The 15,665-nt window shown below is 69.8% G+C and carries 16 protein-coding genes; 6 read left to right on the top strand and 10 right to left on the bottom strand.

The window, feature by feature from the left end; translation table 11 throughout:
* Positions 1 to 527 precede the first annotated feature (527 nt).
* The gene (locus RSA25_RS06915) at positions 528 to 1,412 is read right to left on the bottom strand and encodes a LysR substrate-binding domain-containing protein (RefSeq protein WP_332808166.1); all 885 of its coding nucleotides are present in this window, start codon (positions 1,410 to 1,412) and stop codon (positions 528 to 530) included.
* A 97-nt stretch (positions 1,413 to 1,509) separates the two neighbouring features.
* On the opposite strand from RSA25_RS06915, the gene RSA25_RS06910 reads away from it, so the two are divergent.
* The gene (locus tag RSA25_RS06910; RefSeq protein ID WP_332808165.1) at positions 1,510 to 2,112 is read left to right on the top strand and encodes a short chain dehydrogenase; all 603 of its coding nucleotides are present in this window, start codon (positions 1,510 to 1,512) and stop codon (positions 2,110 to 2,112) included.
* A gap of 39 nt (positions 2,113 to 2,151) precedes the next feature.
* Here RSA25_RS06910 and soxR read toward each other — a convergent pair whose 3' ends face one another.
* A complete protein-coding gene (soxR, locus tag RSA25_RS06905) occupies positions 2,152 to 2,586 on the bottom strand; it encodes a redox-sensitive transcriptional activator SoxR (RefSeq protein ID WP_332808164.1) in 435 nt (144 codons plus the stop codon).
* 91 nt (positions 2,587 to 2,677) lie between these two features.
* Between soxR and RSA25_RS06900 the strand changes: the two genes are divergently transcribed.
* A complete protein-coding gene (locus tag RSA25_RS06900) occupies positions 2,678 to 4,048 on the top strand; it encodes an MFS transporter (RefSeq protein WP_332808163.1) in 1,371 nt (456 codons plus the stop codon).
* A gap of 18 nt (positions 4,049 to 4,066) precedes the next feature.
* Here the strand turns inward: RSA25_RS06900 and RSA25_RS06895 are convergent, their stop codons facing one another.
* Both RSA25_RS06895 and RSA25_RS06890 read right to left on the bottom strand, forming a co-directional pair.
* Positions 4,067 to 6,010 (bottom strand): alpha/beta hydrolase, encoded by a 1,944-nt coding sequence (locus tag RSA25_RS06895; protein ID WP_332808162.1) that lies wholly within the window; start codon positions 6,008 to 6,010, stop codon positions 4,067 to 4,069.
* Entirely contained in the window at positions 6,007 to 6,984 is a 978-nt protein-coding gene (locus RSA25_RS06890) for a DUF4105 domain-containing protein (protein WP_332808168.1), read from the bottom strand. The genes RSA25_RS06895 and RSA25_RS06890 overlap by 4 nt, the downstream gene beginning before the upstream one ends.
* A gap of 161 nt (positions 6,985 to 7,145) precedes the next feature.
* On the opposite strand from RSA25_RS06890, the gene RSA25_RS06885 reads away from it, so the two are divergent.
* From RSA25_RS06885 to RSA25_RS06870, 4 genes are all read left to right on the top strand, one after another.
* Complete coding sequence (locus RSA25_RS06885; protein WP_332808167.1) at positions 7,146 to 7,559, top strand: GFA family protein; 414 nt, start codon at positions 7,146 to 7,148, stop codon at positions 7,557 to 7,559.
* Positions 7,560 to 7,931: 372 nt separating this feature from the next.
* The gene (locus tag RSA25_RS06880; RefSeq protein ID WP_332808161.1) at positions 7,932 to 10,031 is read left to right on the top strand and encodes a TonB-dependent siderophore receptor; all 2,100 of its coding nucleotides are present in this window, start codon (positions 7,932 to 7,934) and stop codon (positions 10,029 to 10,031) included.
* A 39-nt stretch (positions 10,032 to 10,070) separates the two neighbouring features.
* Positions 10,071 to 11,207: a PepSY-associated TM helix domain-containing protein gene (locus RSA25_RS06875; RefSeq protein ID WP_332808160.1), complete on the top strand. Its 1,137-nt coding sequence runs from the start codon at positions 10,071 to 10,073 to the stop codon at positions 11,205 to 11,207.
* Positions 11,208 to 11,260: 53 nt separating this feature from the next.
* Complete coding sequence (locus tag RSA25_RS06870) at positions 11,261 to 11,383, top strand: hypothetical protein (protein WP_332808159.1); 123 nt, start codon at positions 11,261 to 11,263, stop codon at positions 11,381 to 11,383.
* Between the two features lie 12 nt (positions 11,384 to 11,395).
* On the opposite strand, the gene RSA25_RS06865 is transcribed toward RSA25_RS06870, so the two are convergent.
* The 6 genes from RSA25_RS06865 to RSA25_RS06840 all read right to left on the bottom strand — a co-directional run.
* On the bottom strand, positions 11,396 to 12,283 hold the full coding sequence (locus RSA25_RS06865; protein ID WP_332808158.1) for a LysR substrate-binding domain-containing protein: 888 nt from the start codon (positions 12,281 to 12,283) through the stop codon (positions 11,396 to 11,398).
* A gap of 33 nt (positions 12,284 to 12,316) precedes the next feature.
* Positions 12,317 to 13,216, bottom strand: a complete 900-nt coding sequence (locus RSA25_RS06860; protein WP_332808157.1) for an SDR family NAD(P)-dependent oxidoreductase — start codon at positions 13,214 to 13,216, stop codon at positions 12,317 to 12,319.
* Positions 13,217 to 13,290: 74 nt separating this feature from the next.
* Entirely contained in the window at positions 13,291 to 13,662 is a 372-nt protein-coding gene (locus RSA25_RS06855; protein ID WP_332808156.1) for a hypothetical protein, read from the bottom strand.
* Positions 13,663 to 13,731: 69 nt separating this feature from the next.
* A complete protein-coding gene (locus RSA25_RS06850) occupies positions 13,732 to 14,115 on the bottom strand; it encodes a YbjQ family protein (RefSeq protein WP_332808155.1) in 384 nt (127 codons plus the stop codon).
* Positions 14,099 to 15,334 carry a VWA domain-containing protein gene (locus RSA25_RS06845; protein ID WP_332808154.1) on the bottom strand — a complete coding sequence of 412 codons (1,236 nt, stop codon included), beginning with the start codon at positions 15,332 to 15,334 and terminating at the stop codon, positions 14,099 to 14,101. Before RSA25_RS06845 ends, RSA25_RS06850 begins: the two co-directional genes overlap by 17 nt.
* Positions 15,331 to 15,665: DUF5682 family protein (locus tag RSA25_RS06840; RefSeq protein WP_332808153.1), on the bottom strand; the 335-nt coding region annotated here is incomplete at its 5' end. The genes RSA25_RS06840 and RSA25_RS06845, both read right to left, overlap by 4 nt.

The following is a 15,665-nucleotide window of genomic DNA, read 5'->3' as shown; positions in this document are numbered from 1 at the left end:
CGGCACCTAAGGTGCCAGATCGCCAAGAGATAAGAGCCACCCCATGGGTGGCTGCACGCGATGTTGGAACGAAGAACAGCCACCCATGGGGTGGCTCTACCCGGGGGTCGCCTACGCCACGCCGGGCCGCCGCCTCGCCACGGTAGCGCCACCCCATGGGTGGCTGCGCGCGTTGTGGGAACGAAAAGCAGCCACCCATGGGGTGGCTCTACCCCGAGGGGTCGCCTACGCCACGCCGGGCCGCCGCCTCGCCACGGTAGCGCCACCCCATGGGTGGCTGCACGCGAGGCCGGAACGAAGAACAGCCACCCATGGGGTGGCTCTACCAGCGAGCCGATCGCGCGATGTGGCGTCCGCGATGCCCGCCATGGTTGCAAGGCGATCCCGCGATGTGGCGCCCGCGACACCCGCCGTGGGTTGCGATGCGATCGCACGATGTGGCGCCCGCGAAACCGCCATGGGTAGCGCCACCCCACGGGTGGCTGCACGCGATGCCGGAGCGAAGAACAGCCACCCATGGGGTGGCTCTACCCCGGGGTCAGGTGGCCCAGCAGGAAGTCCACGAAGCTGGACAGCTTCGGCCGTGGCCGGCGGTCGGGGAGGTAGACCAGGTGCAGCGGCCGGGGCTCGGGCAGGTAGTCGGCCAGCACCGGTTGCAGGCGCCCGGCGGCGATGTCCTCGGCCAGCAGCACCGCCGGTTGCAGGATCAGGCCGGCGCCGGCCAGCGCGGCCCGGCGCAGGCCGTCGCCGTCGTTGCACAGCAGCCGCGAGTGCTCGGACCAGTCCTGCCCCGGGTGGCCGCGCAGGCGCCAGCCGTGACCGCCACGCCAGGCCAGGTGGGTGAGGCAGTCGTGCGCGGCGAGGTCGGCCGGATGCCGCGGAATACCGCGGCGTTGCAGGTAGGCCGGCGCCGCGCAGATCTGCATCGCATACGGCGGCAAGGGCCGCGCCACCCACTCGGCCGAGCCCAGCGCGCCCATCCGGATCACCGCATCGAACGACTCCTCGATCAGGTCCACCCGGCGGTTGCTCAGGTCCAGCTCCACGGTGACCTGCGGATGGGCAGCCAGGTACTGTGCCACCAGCGGGGCCAGCACGCAGCTGCCCCAGGTGACCGGCGCGCTCACGCGCAGCACGCCGCGAGGCTGGGCCTGCAGGCCTTCGACGCTCGCCTCGGCCTGCTGCACCTGCTCCAGCACGGTGCGGCAGCCGGCCAGGTAGTTGCGGCCGGCGTCGGTGAGTGCCTGACGGCGGGTGTTCCGCTGCAGCAGGCGCACGCCCAGGTGCGCCTCCAGCTGTTGGATGTACTTGCCCACCATCACCGAGGACACGTCCAACTGGACGGCGGCCGCGTTGAAGCTGCCGTGCTCGACCACGGCCACGAAGGCCTGCATGCAGCGCAAGGTGTCCATTGGTAACCTCAGGTTTGCAATCTACAAAGCATAGCCCGGTTACCTAACCGGCGGACCGGGCGCAGACTGGGCCCCTGCCCTTTCCTGGAGTTCGCACATGAAGATCCTTCTCGTCGGTGCCAGCGGCACGCTCGGCCAGGCCGTGGCCGCCACGCTGGGCGCGCACCACCAGATCATCCGCGCCGGCCGCCACGGCGGCGATGCCCGCGTGGACCTGACCGACGATGCCAGCGTGCAGGCGCTGTTCGCCGAGGTGGGCACGGTGGATGCCGTGATCGCCACCACCGGGCGGCTGCACTTCGGCCCGCTGGCGGAGATGAGCACGGCGCAGTTCAACCTCGGCCTGCAGGACAAGCTGCTGGGCCAGGTGCGGCTGAGCCTGGTGGCCCAGCATCACCTCAACACCGGGGGTTCGATCACCCTCACCAGCGGCATCGTGGCCGCCCACCCCATCCGCGACGGCGCCAATGCCACGGCGGTCAACGCCGCGCTGGAGGGCTTCGTGCGCGGCGCGGCGTGCGAGCTGCTGCCGCGCGGCCTGCGCATCAACGTGGTCAGCCCGAACGTGCTGGTCGAATCGATGGACGACTACGGCGCCTACTTCCCCGGCTTCGAAGCGGTCACCGCCCAGCGCGCGTCGCTGGCCTACCAGCGCAGCGTGGAAGGCGTGCAGAGCGGGCAGGTATTCAACGTGTGGTGAGAGGGGGGCGGATGACGCGTGCCGACCAACGCTCGGCCCCTACTCCCATCGCTGCGGCCCGTCGCCCTGGTCGCCCAGCGCATCGCCGGGGTTGGCCAGGCGACAGCGCTTGAGCGAGAGGCAACCGCAGCCGATGCAGTCGGTGAGCTGGTCGCGCAGCAGCAACAGCTGGGCGATGCGCTGGTCCAGCTCGCCGCGCCACAGCGCGGACATCCGCGCCCACTGGGCCTTGGTCGGGGTGGTGTTCTCCGGCAGCGCGGCGAAGGCGGTGGCCACGGCCTCCAGCGGCATGCCGACCCGCTGCGCCACGCGGATCACCGCCAGCCGGCGCAGCACGTCGCGCGCGAAGCGACGCTGGTTGCCCGCCGTGCGCAGGCTGCGGATCAGCCCCTTGCGCTCATAGAAGTGCAGCGCCGACACGGCCACGCCGCTGCGCTTGGCCACTTCACCCACACTCAGTTCCTGCGCGATCATCGCTTGACCTCAACCATGGTTCAGGTGGCATCCTGCGCGTCGCCAGGGTCGGCCGCAAGGCCTGCCTGCCCGCCCGCTGCCTGGATCCCCCATGTCTTCCGATGTAACCGCCGTCCCGGCGCCGCCTGTCGCCACGCCCATCCCCTCGATCCTCTCGCCCCGCTACCGCGCCACCACCATCGGCATGGTCGCGCTGGTGTCGCTGTATGGCTTCGAGGCGCTGGCGGTCGCCGCGGCGATGCCGACCGTGGCCCACGACCTGGACGGGCTGCGCCTGTATGCACTGGCCTTCGGCGGCACCCTGGCCACCAGCGTGATCGGCATGACCCTGGCCGGGCGCTGGAGCGACCAGGGCGGCCCGGCACGGCCGCTGTGGCTGGGCCTGGTGTGCTTCATCGCCGGGCTGCTGCTGGCCGGCCTGGCCCACACCATGGAACTGCTGGTGCTGGGGCGCCTGCTGCAGGGCCTGGGTGCCGGCGCGGTATCGGTGTCGCTGTATGTGATGGTCGGGCGCAGTTTTCCCGAGCCCATGCGGCCGCGCGTGTTCGCCGCGTTCTCCGCCGGCTGGGTGGTGCCGTCGCTGATCGGCCCCAGCATCAGCGGCTTGATCGTGCAGCACCTGGGCTGGCGCTGGGTGTTCCTGATCGTGCCGTTGCTGGCGGTGCCGGCCGCATGGCTGCTGCGCCCGGCCCTGCGCGAGATGCGCGCGCCCGCGCGGTCGGCGCCGGGCAGCAGCGCGGTGGTGCGCTGGGCGATCGGTGCCGCCGCCGGCGCGCTGCTGCTGTACGTGGGCGGCCAGCAGCATGGCCAGGCGGCGGTGGCGCTGCTGGTGCCGGCGGTGATCCTGCTGGCGCTGTGCAGCTGGAAGCTGTTGCCGGCCGGCACGCTGCGCCTGCGCCGCGGCCTGCCCAGCGTGATCGCGCTGCGTGGCATCGCCGCCTCGGCATTCTTCGGTTGCGAGGCATTCCTGCCGCTGCTGCTGCAACGCGAACGCGGCCTGAGCCCGCTGCTGGCCGGGGTGGCATTGAGCCTGGGCGCGCTGGGCTGGTTCAGCGGCTCGTGGCTGCAGGGCCACCAGCAGCGCGGCTGGTCGCGCCGGCAGTTGCTGCAGGCCGGTGCGCTGATGATGTGCGTGGGCATCCTGGTGACCGCGCTGGCGCTGCAACCCGGCGTGCCGTTGTGGCTGGCCCTGGCCGGCTGGTCGCTGACCGGCCTGGGCATGGGACTGATCTATCCCAGCCTGTCGGTGCTGACGCTGTCGCTGTCCCCACCGGACCAGCAGGGCGCCAACACCTCGGCCCTGCAGTTGAGCGAGGCGCTGGCGGTGGCCACCACGCTGGCCGTGTCCGGCTCGTTGTTCGCGCTGTTCCTGCAGGGCGATGTGATCATGGGCTACCTGCTCACCTACGCCATCATGCTGGTGCTGGCGGTGGTGAGCGTGGTGGTGGCGCGCCGGATCTGAGCCGCGCCACCGCGCGGGTCAGTGCCCCACTTCCTGCAGGTCCTCGCGCAGGATGCGACGGATCTCCAGCACGGCCTGCGGGGTCTCCTGCACGCTGTGCCCGGAGATGATCACCTTCTCCGACACCGCCCCGTCCAGGTGCGCGCTCCAGTAAGGCACCAGCCCGTCATCGGACTGCTGCAACGGCACGTCCGGTTTGCGCTGGGCAATGATCGAGTGGTACTTCAGCCCCGGCATGATCGGCAACGCACCGGCGGCCTTCACGAACGGATCGCTGGCCTTGAGGTTGTCGATGCTGTTGGGAATCTGCAGCTTGGTCGGCTGCGAGGATGACGCCTCGGCCTGCTGCAGGGTCTGGAACACGTCCTCGAATTTGCCCAGCAGGGTGATCGGCAGACGCACCAGCCGCCCGATCAGCCGCCCGACGCGGTTGCCGGCGATGTCGGTGCCCTTGTGCGGGGCGGCGATGAAGATGGCGCGCTCGACGTTGCGGTGCGCGTCGAAGTGCAGCAGCGGCCCGAGCTTGGCCTCCACCCGTTTCAGGCGCTCGCCCTTGAGGTCGTAGTTGGCCAGCAGGTCATTCCACAGCGTGTCGCCCGAGGAGGTGACCAGCAGCCGCGCCAGCACCCCGCCCATGCTGTGCCCGATGAAAACCTGGTCGCGCGATGCCTGGCTGGTGCCGCTGGGGTCGAAGTGCTTGAGCGTGTTGTTGAACGCGGCATTGATCTCGAAGCGGTTCAGCGCGATCGGCGCATTGGTGGGGTAGTAGACCTGCCACACCTGGAAATGCCGGCGCAGCTCGGGATCGCCCATGATCTCGTTGGCCACGTTCACCCAGGCCTCGGGGCTGCTGCCCAGGCCGTGCAGCATGAAGATGATGCGGCGGTTGGGGTCCCAGGGCTGCATGAGGTACATGTGCGGCTCGGCGATGCCCTCGCTGAGGCCGAACAGGGTGCGCAGCGACTGGGTGGCAAAGCCGGACTGGGCCAGCCACATGCCGTAGGCCGCGGTGAAGTTGCCGGCCAGCGGCACCTTCTCCCCGTGCAGGTCCACCCGTTCGGTGGACTCGGGCGAGTACACATCGAACAGCACCTGGGTGGTATCGAGCACCTGCTGCAGCGTTTCGCCCTTGAAGCGCAGCAGCGCGGTCGCGTTGATCGCCGACATCTCGCTGTACTGCGGGATGCTGGCCGCGGTTCCATCGGCGGCGGCCACCAGTTTGGGCGGGTCCATCACCACCACCAGTTCGGCACCAAACCCGTCGCGACGGTAGGTGCTGCGCAGCCCGGCAAAGCTGAGCGACGACGCCGAGACCAGCGCGGTGGGAATGCTGGCCATGCGCAGCTCGTCGAAGTCGGAGGTCAGCGTCCAGCGCTCCCCGGCCACCGGTGCGTTGTAGTCCTCCCCTTCCAGCGCGCTCTCGCGGGCGCGCTTGAACACCACCGCCGCCGTCTGCTCGGCAGCGTAGTTGTAGTAGTCACGGACCTGGGTCTGGCGGTCTTCGAAGGCCCGATCGGACGGGGTGCGCCCACTGAAGAACAGGTACGCGTAGGCGTAGCGCGCCGCCTCCAGCCACGCATCCAGCGCCGCCTCGCTCATCGGGTGCTTGTCGCGGTCCTTGGGCTTGGGGCTCAGGCCCAGCGCGGTCTTCACCCACAGCTCGGACAACGCCGACAGGCGCTGCTCCTCGGGCAGCACGGCGGTGTCTTCCAGGGTCTTCTGGCAGGCCAGCACATCCTTGGCGCACAGGTCCTCATCCAGCCCGATCACGCTCAGGGTTTCCTGCGAGGCGGCACTCAGCTTGCCCGAGGTCAGCACGTCGCCGCGCTTGCTGGCCAGGTAGTCGGTGGGCGCCACCTGCTTCATGGTCACCATCGCGCAGCCGCTGGACAGCAGCAGCGAGACCGCCACCGCCAGCAGCGGCAACCAGCGCCGTCCCAGACCGCCCATCAACGTCCTCATGGCACGGCTCCCTGCTCGACGCCCGGCATGCCCTGGCGGATGCGGCGGGAGAAATCGGCGGCATCGCCGGCCGCGCGCGCACGCTCGGTGATGCGGCCGCGCGCCTTGAGCGTGGCGAAGTCCACGCCCGGCACCAGCACGCCCAGGTCGCGCGCGTATTCGGCGAAGTAACCGGACACCAGCAGCCGGTAGTCCAGCGGCAGGCCCGGGGCGATCTGTTTGGCCAGTTCGTAGACGATGGTGGTGCAGTTGCTGGTCAGCGTGTTGTAGAACGCCGGGGCGGCGTCGAGCTTGCGCGCCTCACCCAGATAGGACACGAACAGGCCCTTGAGCTGCTCACGTGTCATGCCCTGCAGGCGGTACAGGTACACATCCTCGCCGCGCACGTTGCTGCGCACGCGGATGATGTCGGTTTCCTCGGCGGCCACCAGGGTCATTTCGAACTTGCGGAAGAACCCGCCAAGCGCGGAGAACGACTCGCCGCGCTCCTTGCGGATCTCCAGCGAAAACACCAGCTGGCGCCCGTCGGCAAAACCGAAGGACACCAGCGTGTGCGCGATCATCGGCCCCATCCAGTAGGACATCACCAGGTCGGCCGAGCGCAGCTGCTCCAGGTCGTACTGGCGGCGCACCCAGCGCACGTCGTGGTCGTCCTCGTTGCGCCAGGTGAAGTCGCGCACGTTGTCCAGCACCACGTGGCGGCCGTCGAAGCGGGTCACCTTGAGCCGCTGGGCCACGTCATCGGCCCACACCCGGTCCTGGCGCGGGACCAGCAGCAGCCACCAGACCCCGCAGGCCACCAACGCCGCCATGTAGGCCGCGCCCGGCCAGCGCCCGGTGCGTGCGCGCGCCACGCCCACCGCGGTGGTGATCGCAAAGCCCGCCCAGGCCACGATCGCCGCACCCCGCAGCCACCCCGGCCCCGGCAGCTGGTAGGCCAGCAGGCCGGTCACCCACAGCGCGGCGAGCAGCATCAGCAGCGCCAGTCCCCATCGTCCTGCCTTCTTCACGCATCGGTCCATCGTTGGTTGGGGGCGCTAGTTAGCCATAACCGGCGCGTACGGGACATATCCGCGTGTTCAGCTTGGACGCCGGGCGTAGGATGGGCGGCAATTCCGCGGTGCAGGGCGAGGCGATGCAGGGTCTGACTTCCATCGGCGGCGTGCCGATCCAGCGCGAGCATCTGGCGCGTTGCCATTGCGGGGCGGTGGTCCTGCGCCTGCACCTGCCCGACGGGGTGTGCTCACCGCGCCGCTGCGACTGCTCGCTGTGCCGGCGCAAAGGGGCCATCGTCGGTTCGGTGAAGCTGGCCGACCTCACGGTGATCGAGGGCGAGGACGCCCTGCGGCTTTACCAGTTCAACACGCATGTGGCCAAACACTGGTTCTGCGGCACCTGCGGCATCTACACCCACCACCAGCGGCGTTCCTCGCCCGACGAGTACGGGTACAACCTGGGCTGCCTGGACGGCATCAATCCGTACGCGCTGGGCGAAGTGCCGGTCAACGACGGGGTGAACCACCCCGCCGACCGGGCGCCGGCTCAGTGACCGCGGCGCCGCGGCGCGACGGACACCTTCTGCCAGGGCGCCATCCGGCCGCGCCCGACGCGTAGCGGGCGTTTCAACGGGGCCAGGCGGGGCAGCGCCTCCGGCGCGGGCAGCGGCAGGGGCGGCGGCATGGGGGTGCCCGACCGGGCGGGCCAGAGTCGGTCGATCAACCACATGGCAGGTCTCCGTGGGGGACGGGTAATCCACCCTAGCGGGCGGCGGGCATAGGGCGGGTGAGGCCGGCACGACAGTCACGTGACGGGTGGCCCACGGCGCTCCGGCGGCGGCCGCACCGTTCAGGTTGAGAATCGTTTGTATTCGCAATTTCGCACCGGGATAATCCGTCGCCATCCTTCCCGCCGGACCGGCCCGATGCCCGCCCTGCCCCGTTCCCGCACCTTGCTGCTGCTCACCCTGGCCACGCCCACCCTGCTGGCTTCGGCGATCGCCCAGGCCCAGGACGACAGCGCTGCCCGCACCCTGGATGCGGTGAGCGTGGTGGCCGAGCGCGCCAGCACCGCCACCAAGACCGATACCCCGCTCACCCAGACCCCGCAGGCGATCAGCGTGGTGACCGGCGAGCTGTTCAGCGACCGCGGCGCCCACAACCTGCAGGAAACCCTGCGCTACAGCGCCGGCGTCACCGCCGATGCCTATGGCCTGGACACCCGCAGCGACGGCAGCACCGTGCGCGGGCTGGACCCGGTGCAGTACCTGGACGGCCTGCGCCGCAGCTACGGCTTCAATCCGATGGCACGCACCGAGGTGTACGGCCTGGAGCGGGTGGAAGTGCTGCGCGGCCCGTCCTCGGTGCTGTACGGCGCCGGCGCCACCGGCGGCATCATCAACGCGATGACCAAGCGCCCCACCTTCACCGACATCGGCGGTGAGCTGGGCGTGCAGCTGGGCAACTTCGACCGCAAGCAGTTCCAGGGCGACGTCGGCGGCAGCCTCAACGACAGCGGCACGCTGGCCGGGCGCGTGGTGGGCCTGGTCCGCAACGCGGGCATGCAGACCGACGGCGTGGACGACGACCGCGTCTACATCGCCCCGTCGATCAGCTGGCGTGGCGAGCAGAGCACGCTGACCGTGCTGGCCAGCTACCAGCACGACAAGACCGCCTCCAGCCAGCAGTTCCTGCCGGTGGTGGCCACCTTGAACGCCGCGCCCGGCCAGCCGCGCCTGGATCCGTCCACGTTCCTGGGCGACCACGATTTCGACAAGCTCGATTCGCGCGTGTACAGCCTCACCGCGCTGTTCGACCATCGCTTCAACGACAGCGTCAGCCTGCGTGCCTCGGCGCGCTATCTGGACGGCAAGACCGAGTTCCGCGAACTCTACCCGGACACCTACACCAACCCGCTGGACCCGTTCATCGATGCGGACAAGCGCGTGGTCAACCGCAACGCCTATGGCGTGCGCCCGGACGTGCGCGTGCTCACCAGCGACACCGCCTTCCAGTTCGACTTCGCCACCGGTGCCTTCCAGCACCTGCTGCTGGCCGGCGTGGATTACACCGACTACCGCGAGGCCTCGGCCGGCCTGGATGCCACGCCCACCCCGATCGACATCTACGACCCGGTCTCCACCGGCGTGACCATCAACGGCTGGAATGCACTGCCGGACCAGCGCACCACTCAGCTGGGCGTGTACGTACAGGACCAGATCCGCTGGGCCGACCGCGTGTCGCTGGTGCTCGGCGCGCGCCGCGACCATGCGCGCAGCAGGACCGAGGGCGTGCCCAGCCAGACCGACAACGCCACCACCTACCGGGCCGGCCTGATCGGCGACGTCGGCGGCGGTGTCTCCCCGTACATCAGCTACAGCGAATCGTTCCTGCCGGTGAACGGCCAGGACCTGTACGGCCGCGCGTTCAAGCCGATGCAGGGCCACCAGGTCGAAGGCGGCGTGAAGTGGCAGCCGATGCGCGGCGTGCTGGTCACCGCCTCGGCCTACCGCATCACCGAGACCAACCGCCAGACCAACGATCCGGACAACGTGCTCAACGTCATCCAGACCGGCGAGATCCAATCCCGCGGCGTGGAGCTGGAAGGCCAGTTCTCCTTCGCCAACGACCTCACCGTCACCGCCGCCTACGCGCGCAACAAGGCCGAAGTGACCAAGAGCAACTTCGCCATGGAAGTGGACCAGCGCCTCAACGACACCCCGCAGGAACTGTCCTCGCTGTGGATCGCCAAGGGCTTCCAGCTCGACGCCGATGCGCGCCTGCGCGTGGGCCTGGGCGGCCGCTACGTGGGCAACACCCAGTCGCTGGGCTACGGCGGTTTCATCCGCACGCCCAGTTACACCCTGGTGGATGGCCTGTTCGAGGTGCAGATCACCGACTGGACGATGGCGTTGAACATCACCAACCTGACCGACAAGAAGTACTTCGCCCCCTGCCGCAACTTCGGTGACTGCTTCACCGGCAACCCGCGCACCGTGACCGGGACGATCAGCTACCGCTTCTGAGTTTTCGCCCGCGCCTCCAGCCGCCGCCAGAGAGCCTTCATGCAACGATCCACCCTCAACGCCTGGTTCCTCGTGCACAAGTGGACCAGCCTGGTCTGCACCGTGTTCCTGCTGCTGTTGTGCCTGACCGGGCTGCCGCTGATCTTCGCCGAGGAAATCGACCACCTCGCCGCGCCGCACGCCGAGCCGGCCACCGCGCCGGGGCCGCCGCGCGACCTGGATACCCAGGTGCGCACCGCCCTGGCCCAGTACCCGGGCAACGTCCCGCTGTTCGTCGGCTGGGACCCGGCGGCCAACACGATGTACGTCAACACCGGCGTGCGGCCGGACACCCCGCCGCCGCAGATGAAGACGGTGCTGCTGGACAGCAGCAGCGGCGCGATCGTGCCGGCCGCGCAGTTCAACGAGGGCGTGATGTACTTCATCCTGCGCCTGCACACCGACCTGTTCCTGGGCCTGCCCGGCATGCTGTTCATGGGCGTGATGGGGCTGCTGTTCGCCGTGGCGATCATCTCCGGCCTGGTGCTGTACGGGCCCTTCATGCGCCGCCAGCCGTTCGGCACCCTGCGCACCGGGCGCAGCCGTCGCCTGGCCTGGTTGGACACGCACAACGTGCTGGGCGTGGTTACCCTGGGCTGGGCGCTGGTGGTGGGCATCACCGGTGCCATCAACACCATCGCCAAGCCGCTGGAACAGGCATGGCAGGGCGAGCAGCTGGGTGCGTTCGCCGCGCGCTATGCCGGCCAGCCGCGCCCCACCACGCTGGCGTCGCTGCAGGCCGCGGTGGACACCGCGCGCGCGGCCGCGCCGGACATGCGCCCGGCGTTCGTCAGCTTTCCCGGCACCGGCTACAGCGGCGACCACCACTACGGGGTGTTCATGCAGGGCAACACCGAGCTCACCGAGCGCATGTACCGCCCGGTGCTGGTCGATGCGCAGACCGGCCAGCTCACCGCCCAGCCGCCGCTGCCGCTGTACATGAGCGTGCTGCTGCTCAGCCAGCCCCTGCATTTTGGCGACTACGGCAAGCTGCCGTTGAAGATCCTGTGGGCACTGCTGGACCTGATCACCATCGGGGTGCTCATCACCGGCCTGTACCTGTGGTTCAAGCGCGGCAGCACCGAGGCCCGCGTCAACGAGATCGAACGCGCCGCGCGCACCGGGGGCATCGAATGAGCCGGCGTACTGCCCCGCGCAGCCCTTTCATCGCGCCAGCCTGGATCGCGGCCGTGAGCGTGCTGGGGCTGGTCAGTGCGTTGCTGGGCGACGGCGTGCTGGATGCGGTGTCGTGGGCGGTGTTTGCCGGCCTGGTCGGGCTGGTGGTGCGCGCCTGGATGAAGCGCAGCCGCTGAGGCAGCGCGCGCCTACCGCGTGGCCGGCCCGGCCATGCGCAGGAACGCGGCCAGCGCCGGTGCCTGGCCGCCGTGGCGGGTGCACAGCTGCAGCGGGAAGCGCGAGACCGCCGGGTCGATCGGCTGGTAGTGGACCTCCTGTCCACGGAAGCCCTGCATGCTGGCCGGCACGATGGCGATGCCGGCCTCCACCGCCACCAACGACAGCACCGCATGCATGCCATGCGCCTCCTGCACCACCTGCGGCACGAAGCCGGCCGCCGCGCACAGACGGATCACCTGCGCGTGGAAGCCCTGCCCTTCGCGTGCCGGCCACAGCACGAACGGCTCGTCGGCCAGCGCGGCCAGGGCCACCGGCGCGCCCTGTGCCATGCGGTGCGCGCGTGGCAGCGCGATCGCCAGATGGTCGGTATCGAAGTCCTGCAGGTGCATGTCACCGGCCTCGACCACCGGCGGAATCACCACCCCCGCCTCCAGCCGCTGCTCGCGCAGCAGCGTGATCTGCCGTGACGAGGTTGCCTCGATCAGCTCCAGCCGCACGTGTGGATGGCTGCCACGGAAGGCACGGATCACCTGCGGCAACCGCCCGTACAGTGCGCTGCCCACGTAGCCCAGCCGCACCGTGCCGGTGCGCCCTGCTGCCGCCTCGCGGGTCGCCAGCAGGGCATGGTCGGCCTGCTGCAGGGTGAGCCGTGCTTCGGCCAGCAGCACCTGCCCGGCGGCCGTCAGCCCCAGCGTGCGATTGCCGCGAAGGATCAGCGCGCTGCCAACGTCGTCCTCAAGCTTGCGGATGGCCGCGGTCAACGGCGGCTGCGACATGTGCAGCCGCGCCGCCGCCCGGTGGAAATGCAGCTCCTCGGCAACGGCGACGAACTGACGGAGTTGGCGGAGATCGATCATGGGCCCGTGCAGGTGGCGACAACGGCACCCAGTCTACGTGCCGCAGCGCGCCGGCCCGCGCGGTTCCACCACCGTCGGTGCAATCGCCGGCCACTGCCCAGCGATGGCCTCGATGCTGCCGGCGTGCACCGCACGCAGGTCGCGCGGATACGCCACGCCCTCAGCCTCCGCGCTGCGCGTGGCATGGAACTGGCCGTTGCTGGCACGCAGGATCCAGCCGCCGTCCACGCAGGCGGCCGACGCCAGGAACGCCACGCCCGGTGCCACCGCATCCGGGTGCAGCTCGTCCGGCTCGCCGTCCACGCCCCACATGCGGGTCTTGGCCACTGGCGATACCGCGTTCACCACGATGCCGTGCGCGGCGCCCTCGGCAGCCAGCACGTTGACGATCCCCACCGCGGCCAGTTTGGCCGCCGCATACGCGGCCAGCCCGTGCTGCACGTACTGCGGGTACAGCGCGCGGTCGGAGGTGGTGAGCACGATGCGACCGTAACCGGCCTGCCGCATGGCCGGCCACGCCGCCTGCGCCAGCCACAGCGGTGTCTTCGCCGCCAGCGTCATCATCGCGTCGAAACGGTCTTCTTCCAGGGCCTCGATCGGCTGGTACTCGACCCAGCCGGCGTTGTGGATGATGAAATCCAGCCGGCCGTGCTGCTGCAGGATGGCGGCCACCAACGCCAGGCAGTCGGCGCGGTTGTCGATGCGGCCGTGTGCTGCATGTACGTCCAGGCCCTGCGCAGTCAGCTCGGCGACCGCGCGCGCAATCCGATCCGGGTCGTGGCCGGTGCCGTCCAGCCCCGCGCCAACGTCATGCATCACCACCCGGGCCTCGCGCCGGGCCAGCAGCCGGGCATAGGCCAGTCCCAGGCCGCTGGCGGCGCCGGTGACCAGGCCGACCTGGCCGGCGAAAGAAATGGGAGTCGATCTTGTCATCTGCACAGCATCCCGCAGCGGCCGGTTGCCGGCCAATACCGCTTGCATGCCGTGGCGATACGCGGCGGGTATCGTCAGTGCTTGCCAGCACCCGGCGCAGTGGGCCGGCGCTGCAACCGGTACGTAGTGAAGGCAATGCCCAGCCACAGCAGCAGGTAGAGCAGCAGACCGCTGCCCACCGACAGGGCGTCCCCCGCCTGGGTCCGAGCCACCACCCGCCAGGTATCCAGGCCCACCGTGCCAAGGCCGATCAGCAGCACGCCCACGCCGACCACCCTGCCCAGCCACCGCACCCACGCGTGCCGGCGGAACAGCAGCAAGGGCAACAGCAGCACCAGGGTGAGTGCGAGCAGCAGCAGGGTCATGCCGGTCAGCAGGCCGGTGAAGTCCGACGCCAACGCCGGGAGCGGGAGGCACGCCAACGCAAGACAGATCAAACGACGCATGCAGCCCCCCAACTCCGTGAAAGAAAGGCAGGGTCGCATTGCCGACCCTGCCCGGCCAGGCCAGGCGCGTCACAAACGCGTCGGCTCCACCACCACCGCGGTGCCGTAGCACAGCACCTCGGTCAGGCCCGTCATCACATCGGTGGCGTCGTAGCGCATGCCGATGATCGCGTTGGCGCCCAGCATGCGCGCGTGCTTGGCCATGTCGCGGTAAGTTTCCTCGCGCGCCTGCTCGCACAGCTCGGTGTAGATGGTGATGTTGCCGCCGAAAAGCGTCTGCAGCCCACCCAGGAAATTGCCCACGATCGAACGCGAGCGTACGGTGATGCCGCGCACCACGCCCAGGCTGCGCACCACGCGGTAACCGGGCAACTCGAAGGCGGTGGTGACCATCGCATCGTCCAGGCGGATGGCGGTGCTCGGGCGGGGACTGCTGTTATAGGGGTCGGCCATGCGGGGCGCTCGGTAGGGGAGAGGGATCGGCGGCACGGGTGGGCACCAGCCCATTGCCGGCCGCCCACTGGTGGATGTCATCGCGCCGGATCGCGGCGGCCATCAATCCGGGAAACGCATCGGGCGTGCACGCGAACGAGGGCACGCCCAACGCGGCCAGGTGCCCGGCCAGGTGCTGGTCGTAGGCGGGCCTGCCCTCATCGCTCAGCGCCAGCAGCACGATGAACTGCACACCGGCCTCCACCAGCTCCTGTGCGCGGGCCAGCAGTTTCGCTTCCACGCCGCCTTCGTACAGATCGGAGATCAACACGAGGATGGCGCTGTGTGGTTCGCGGATCTGCGCCTGGCAGTAGCTCACCGCGCGGTGGATATCCGTACCGCCGCCCAGTTGCACGCCAAACAGCAGGTCCACCGGATCGTCGAGCTTTTCGGTCATGTCCACCACTTCGGTATCGAACACCACCAGCCGGGTCGACACCGCCGGCAGCGAGGCCATCACCGCGCCGAAAATGCTGGAATACACCACCGAGGCGGCCATCGAACCACTCTGGTCGATGCACAGCAGTACTTCGCGCTGCGGCTTGCGTGCTTTGCGTCCGTAGCCCACCAGCGTCTGCGGCACGACCGTGCGCAGGCTGGGTTGCCAATGCCGCAGGTTGGCGCGGATGGTGCGGTTCCAGTCGATCTCGGCCAGGCGTGGCCGACGGTTGCGCCGTGCCCGGTCCAACGCCCCGCTCACGGCAGAGCGCATCGGCTCCTCCAGGCGACGCAGCAGGTCATCGACCACGCGGCGCACCACCTGCCGCGCGGTCTCCTTGGTTTCGGCCGGGATGACGCCGGACAGCGCCACCAGGTTGGCCACCATGTGTACGTCCGGCTGGATGTGCTCCAGCATTTCCTTTTCCAGCAGCATCTGGCGCAGGTCCAGCCGTTGCAGGGCATCACGCTGCATCACCTGCACCACCGAGGCGGGGAAATAGCGGCGGATGTCGCCCAGCCAACGGGCCACGTTCGGTGCCGATCCACCGCGGCCACCGCGACGGCGCAGGCCGTGGGCGCCATCAGGCTCGTACAGCGCTGCCAGCGCGGCATCCACGCCCTGCAACGCCGGCGGCAGGTTGCCGCAGCTGGCACTGCTTTCCTGCCCCAGGATCAGCCGCCAGCGCTCGGCGCGGGTGGTCGGGGTGGCCACGCCATCGGCATCGATCAACTCGCTCATGCATCCACTCCCAACAGTTCGCGCAGCATGGGCAGCGCACGTTCGGCGCGCGCGGTATCCCACGCGATGCGCGGCGCCGGCGCGGCGCTGCCGCCCAGTCCACGCTGCACGCGCTGGCCAAGGTCCCGGCGGTCTGCCGCCTCGAAGCTGGCAAAGGTGCGGCGCACCAGTGGCAGCACCTGCACCAGATGCGCGTCGGACAGCGTGGCCACCCAGTCGTCGATCAACGTCCAGACCGCATCGTCGTGCAACAGCACGGTGGCGTTGCGGTTGAGGAAGCCATCCAGCCACTGCGCGGCAAGCAGGGGCTCGGCACCCACCGAGAGCGCGC

Origin of the sequence: Stenotrophomonas sp. (assembly GCF_036662295.1) — a bacterium.
Taxonomy (GTDB): domain Bacteria; phylum Pseudomonadota; class Gammaproteobacteria; order Xanthomonadales; family Xanthomonadaceae; genus Stenotrophomonas.
Note: the sequence above shows the minus strand (reverse complement) of the source record. Positions and strands in the feature narration are given on the sequence as shown.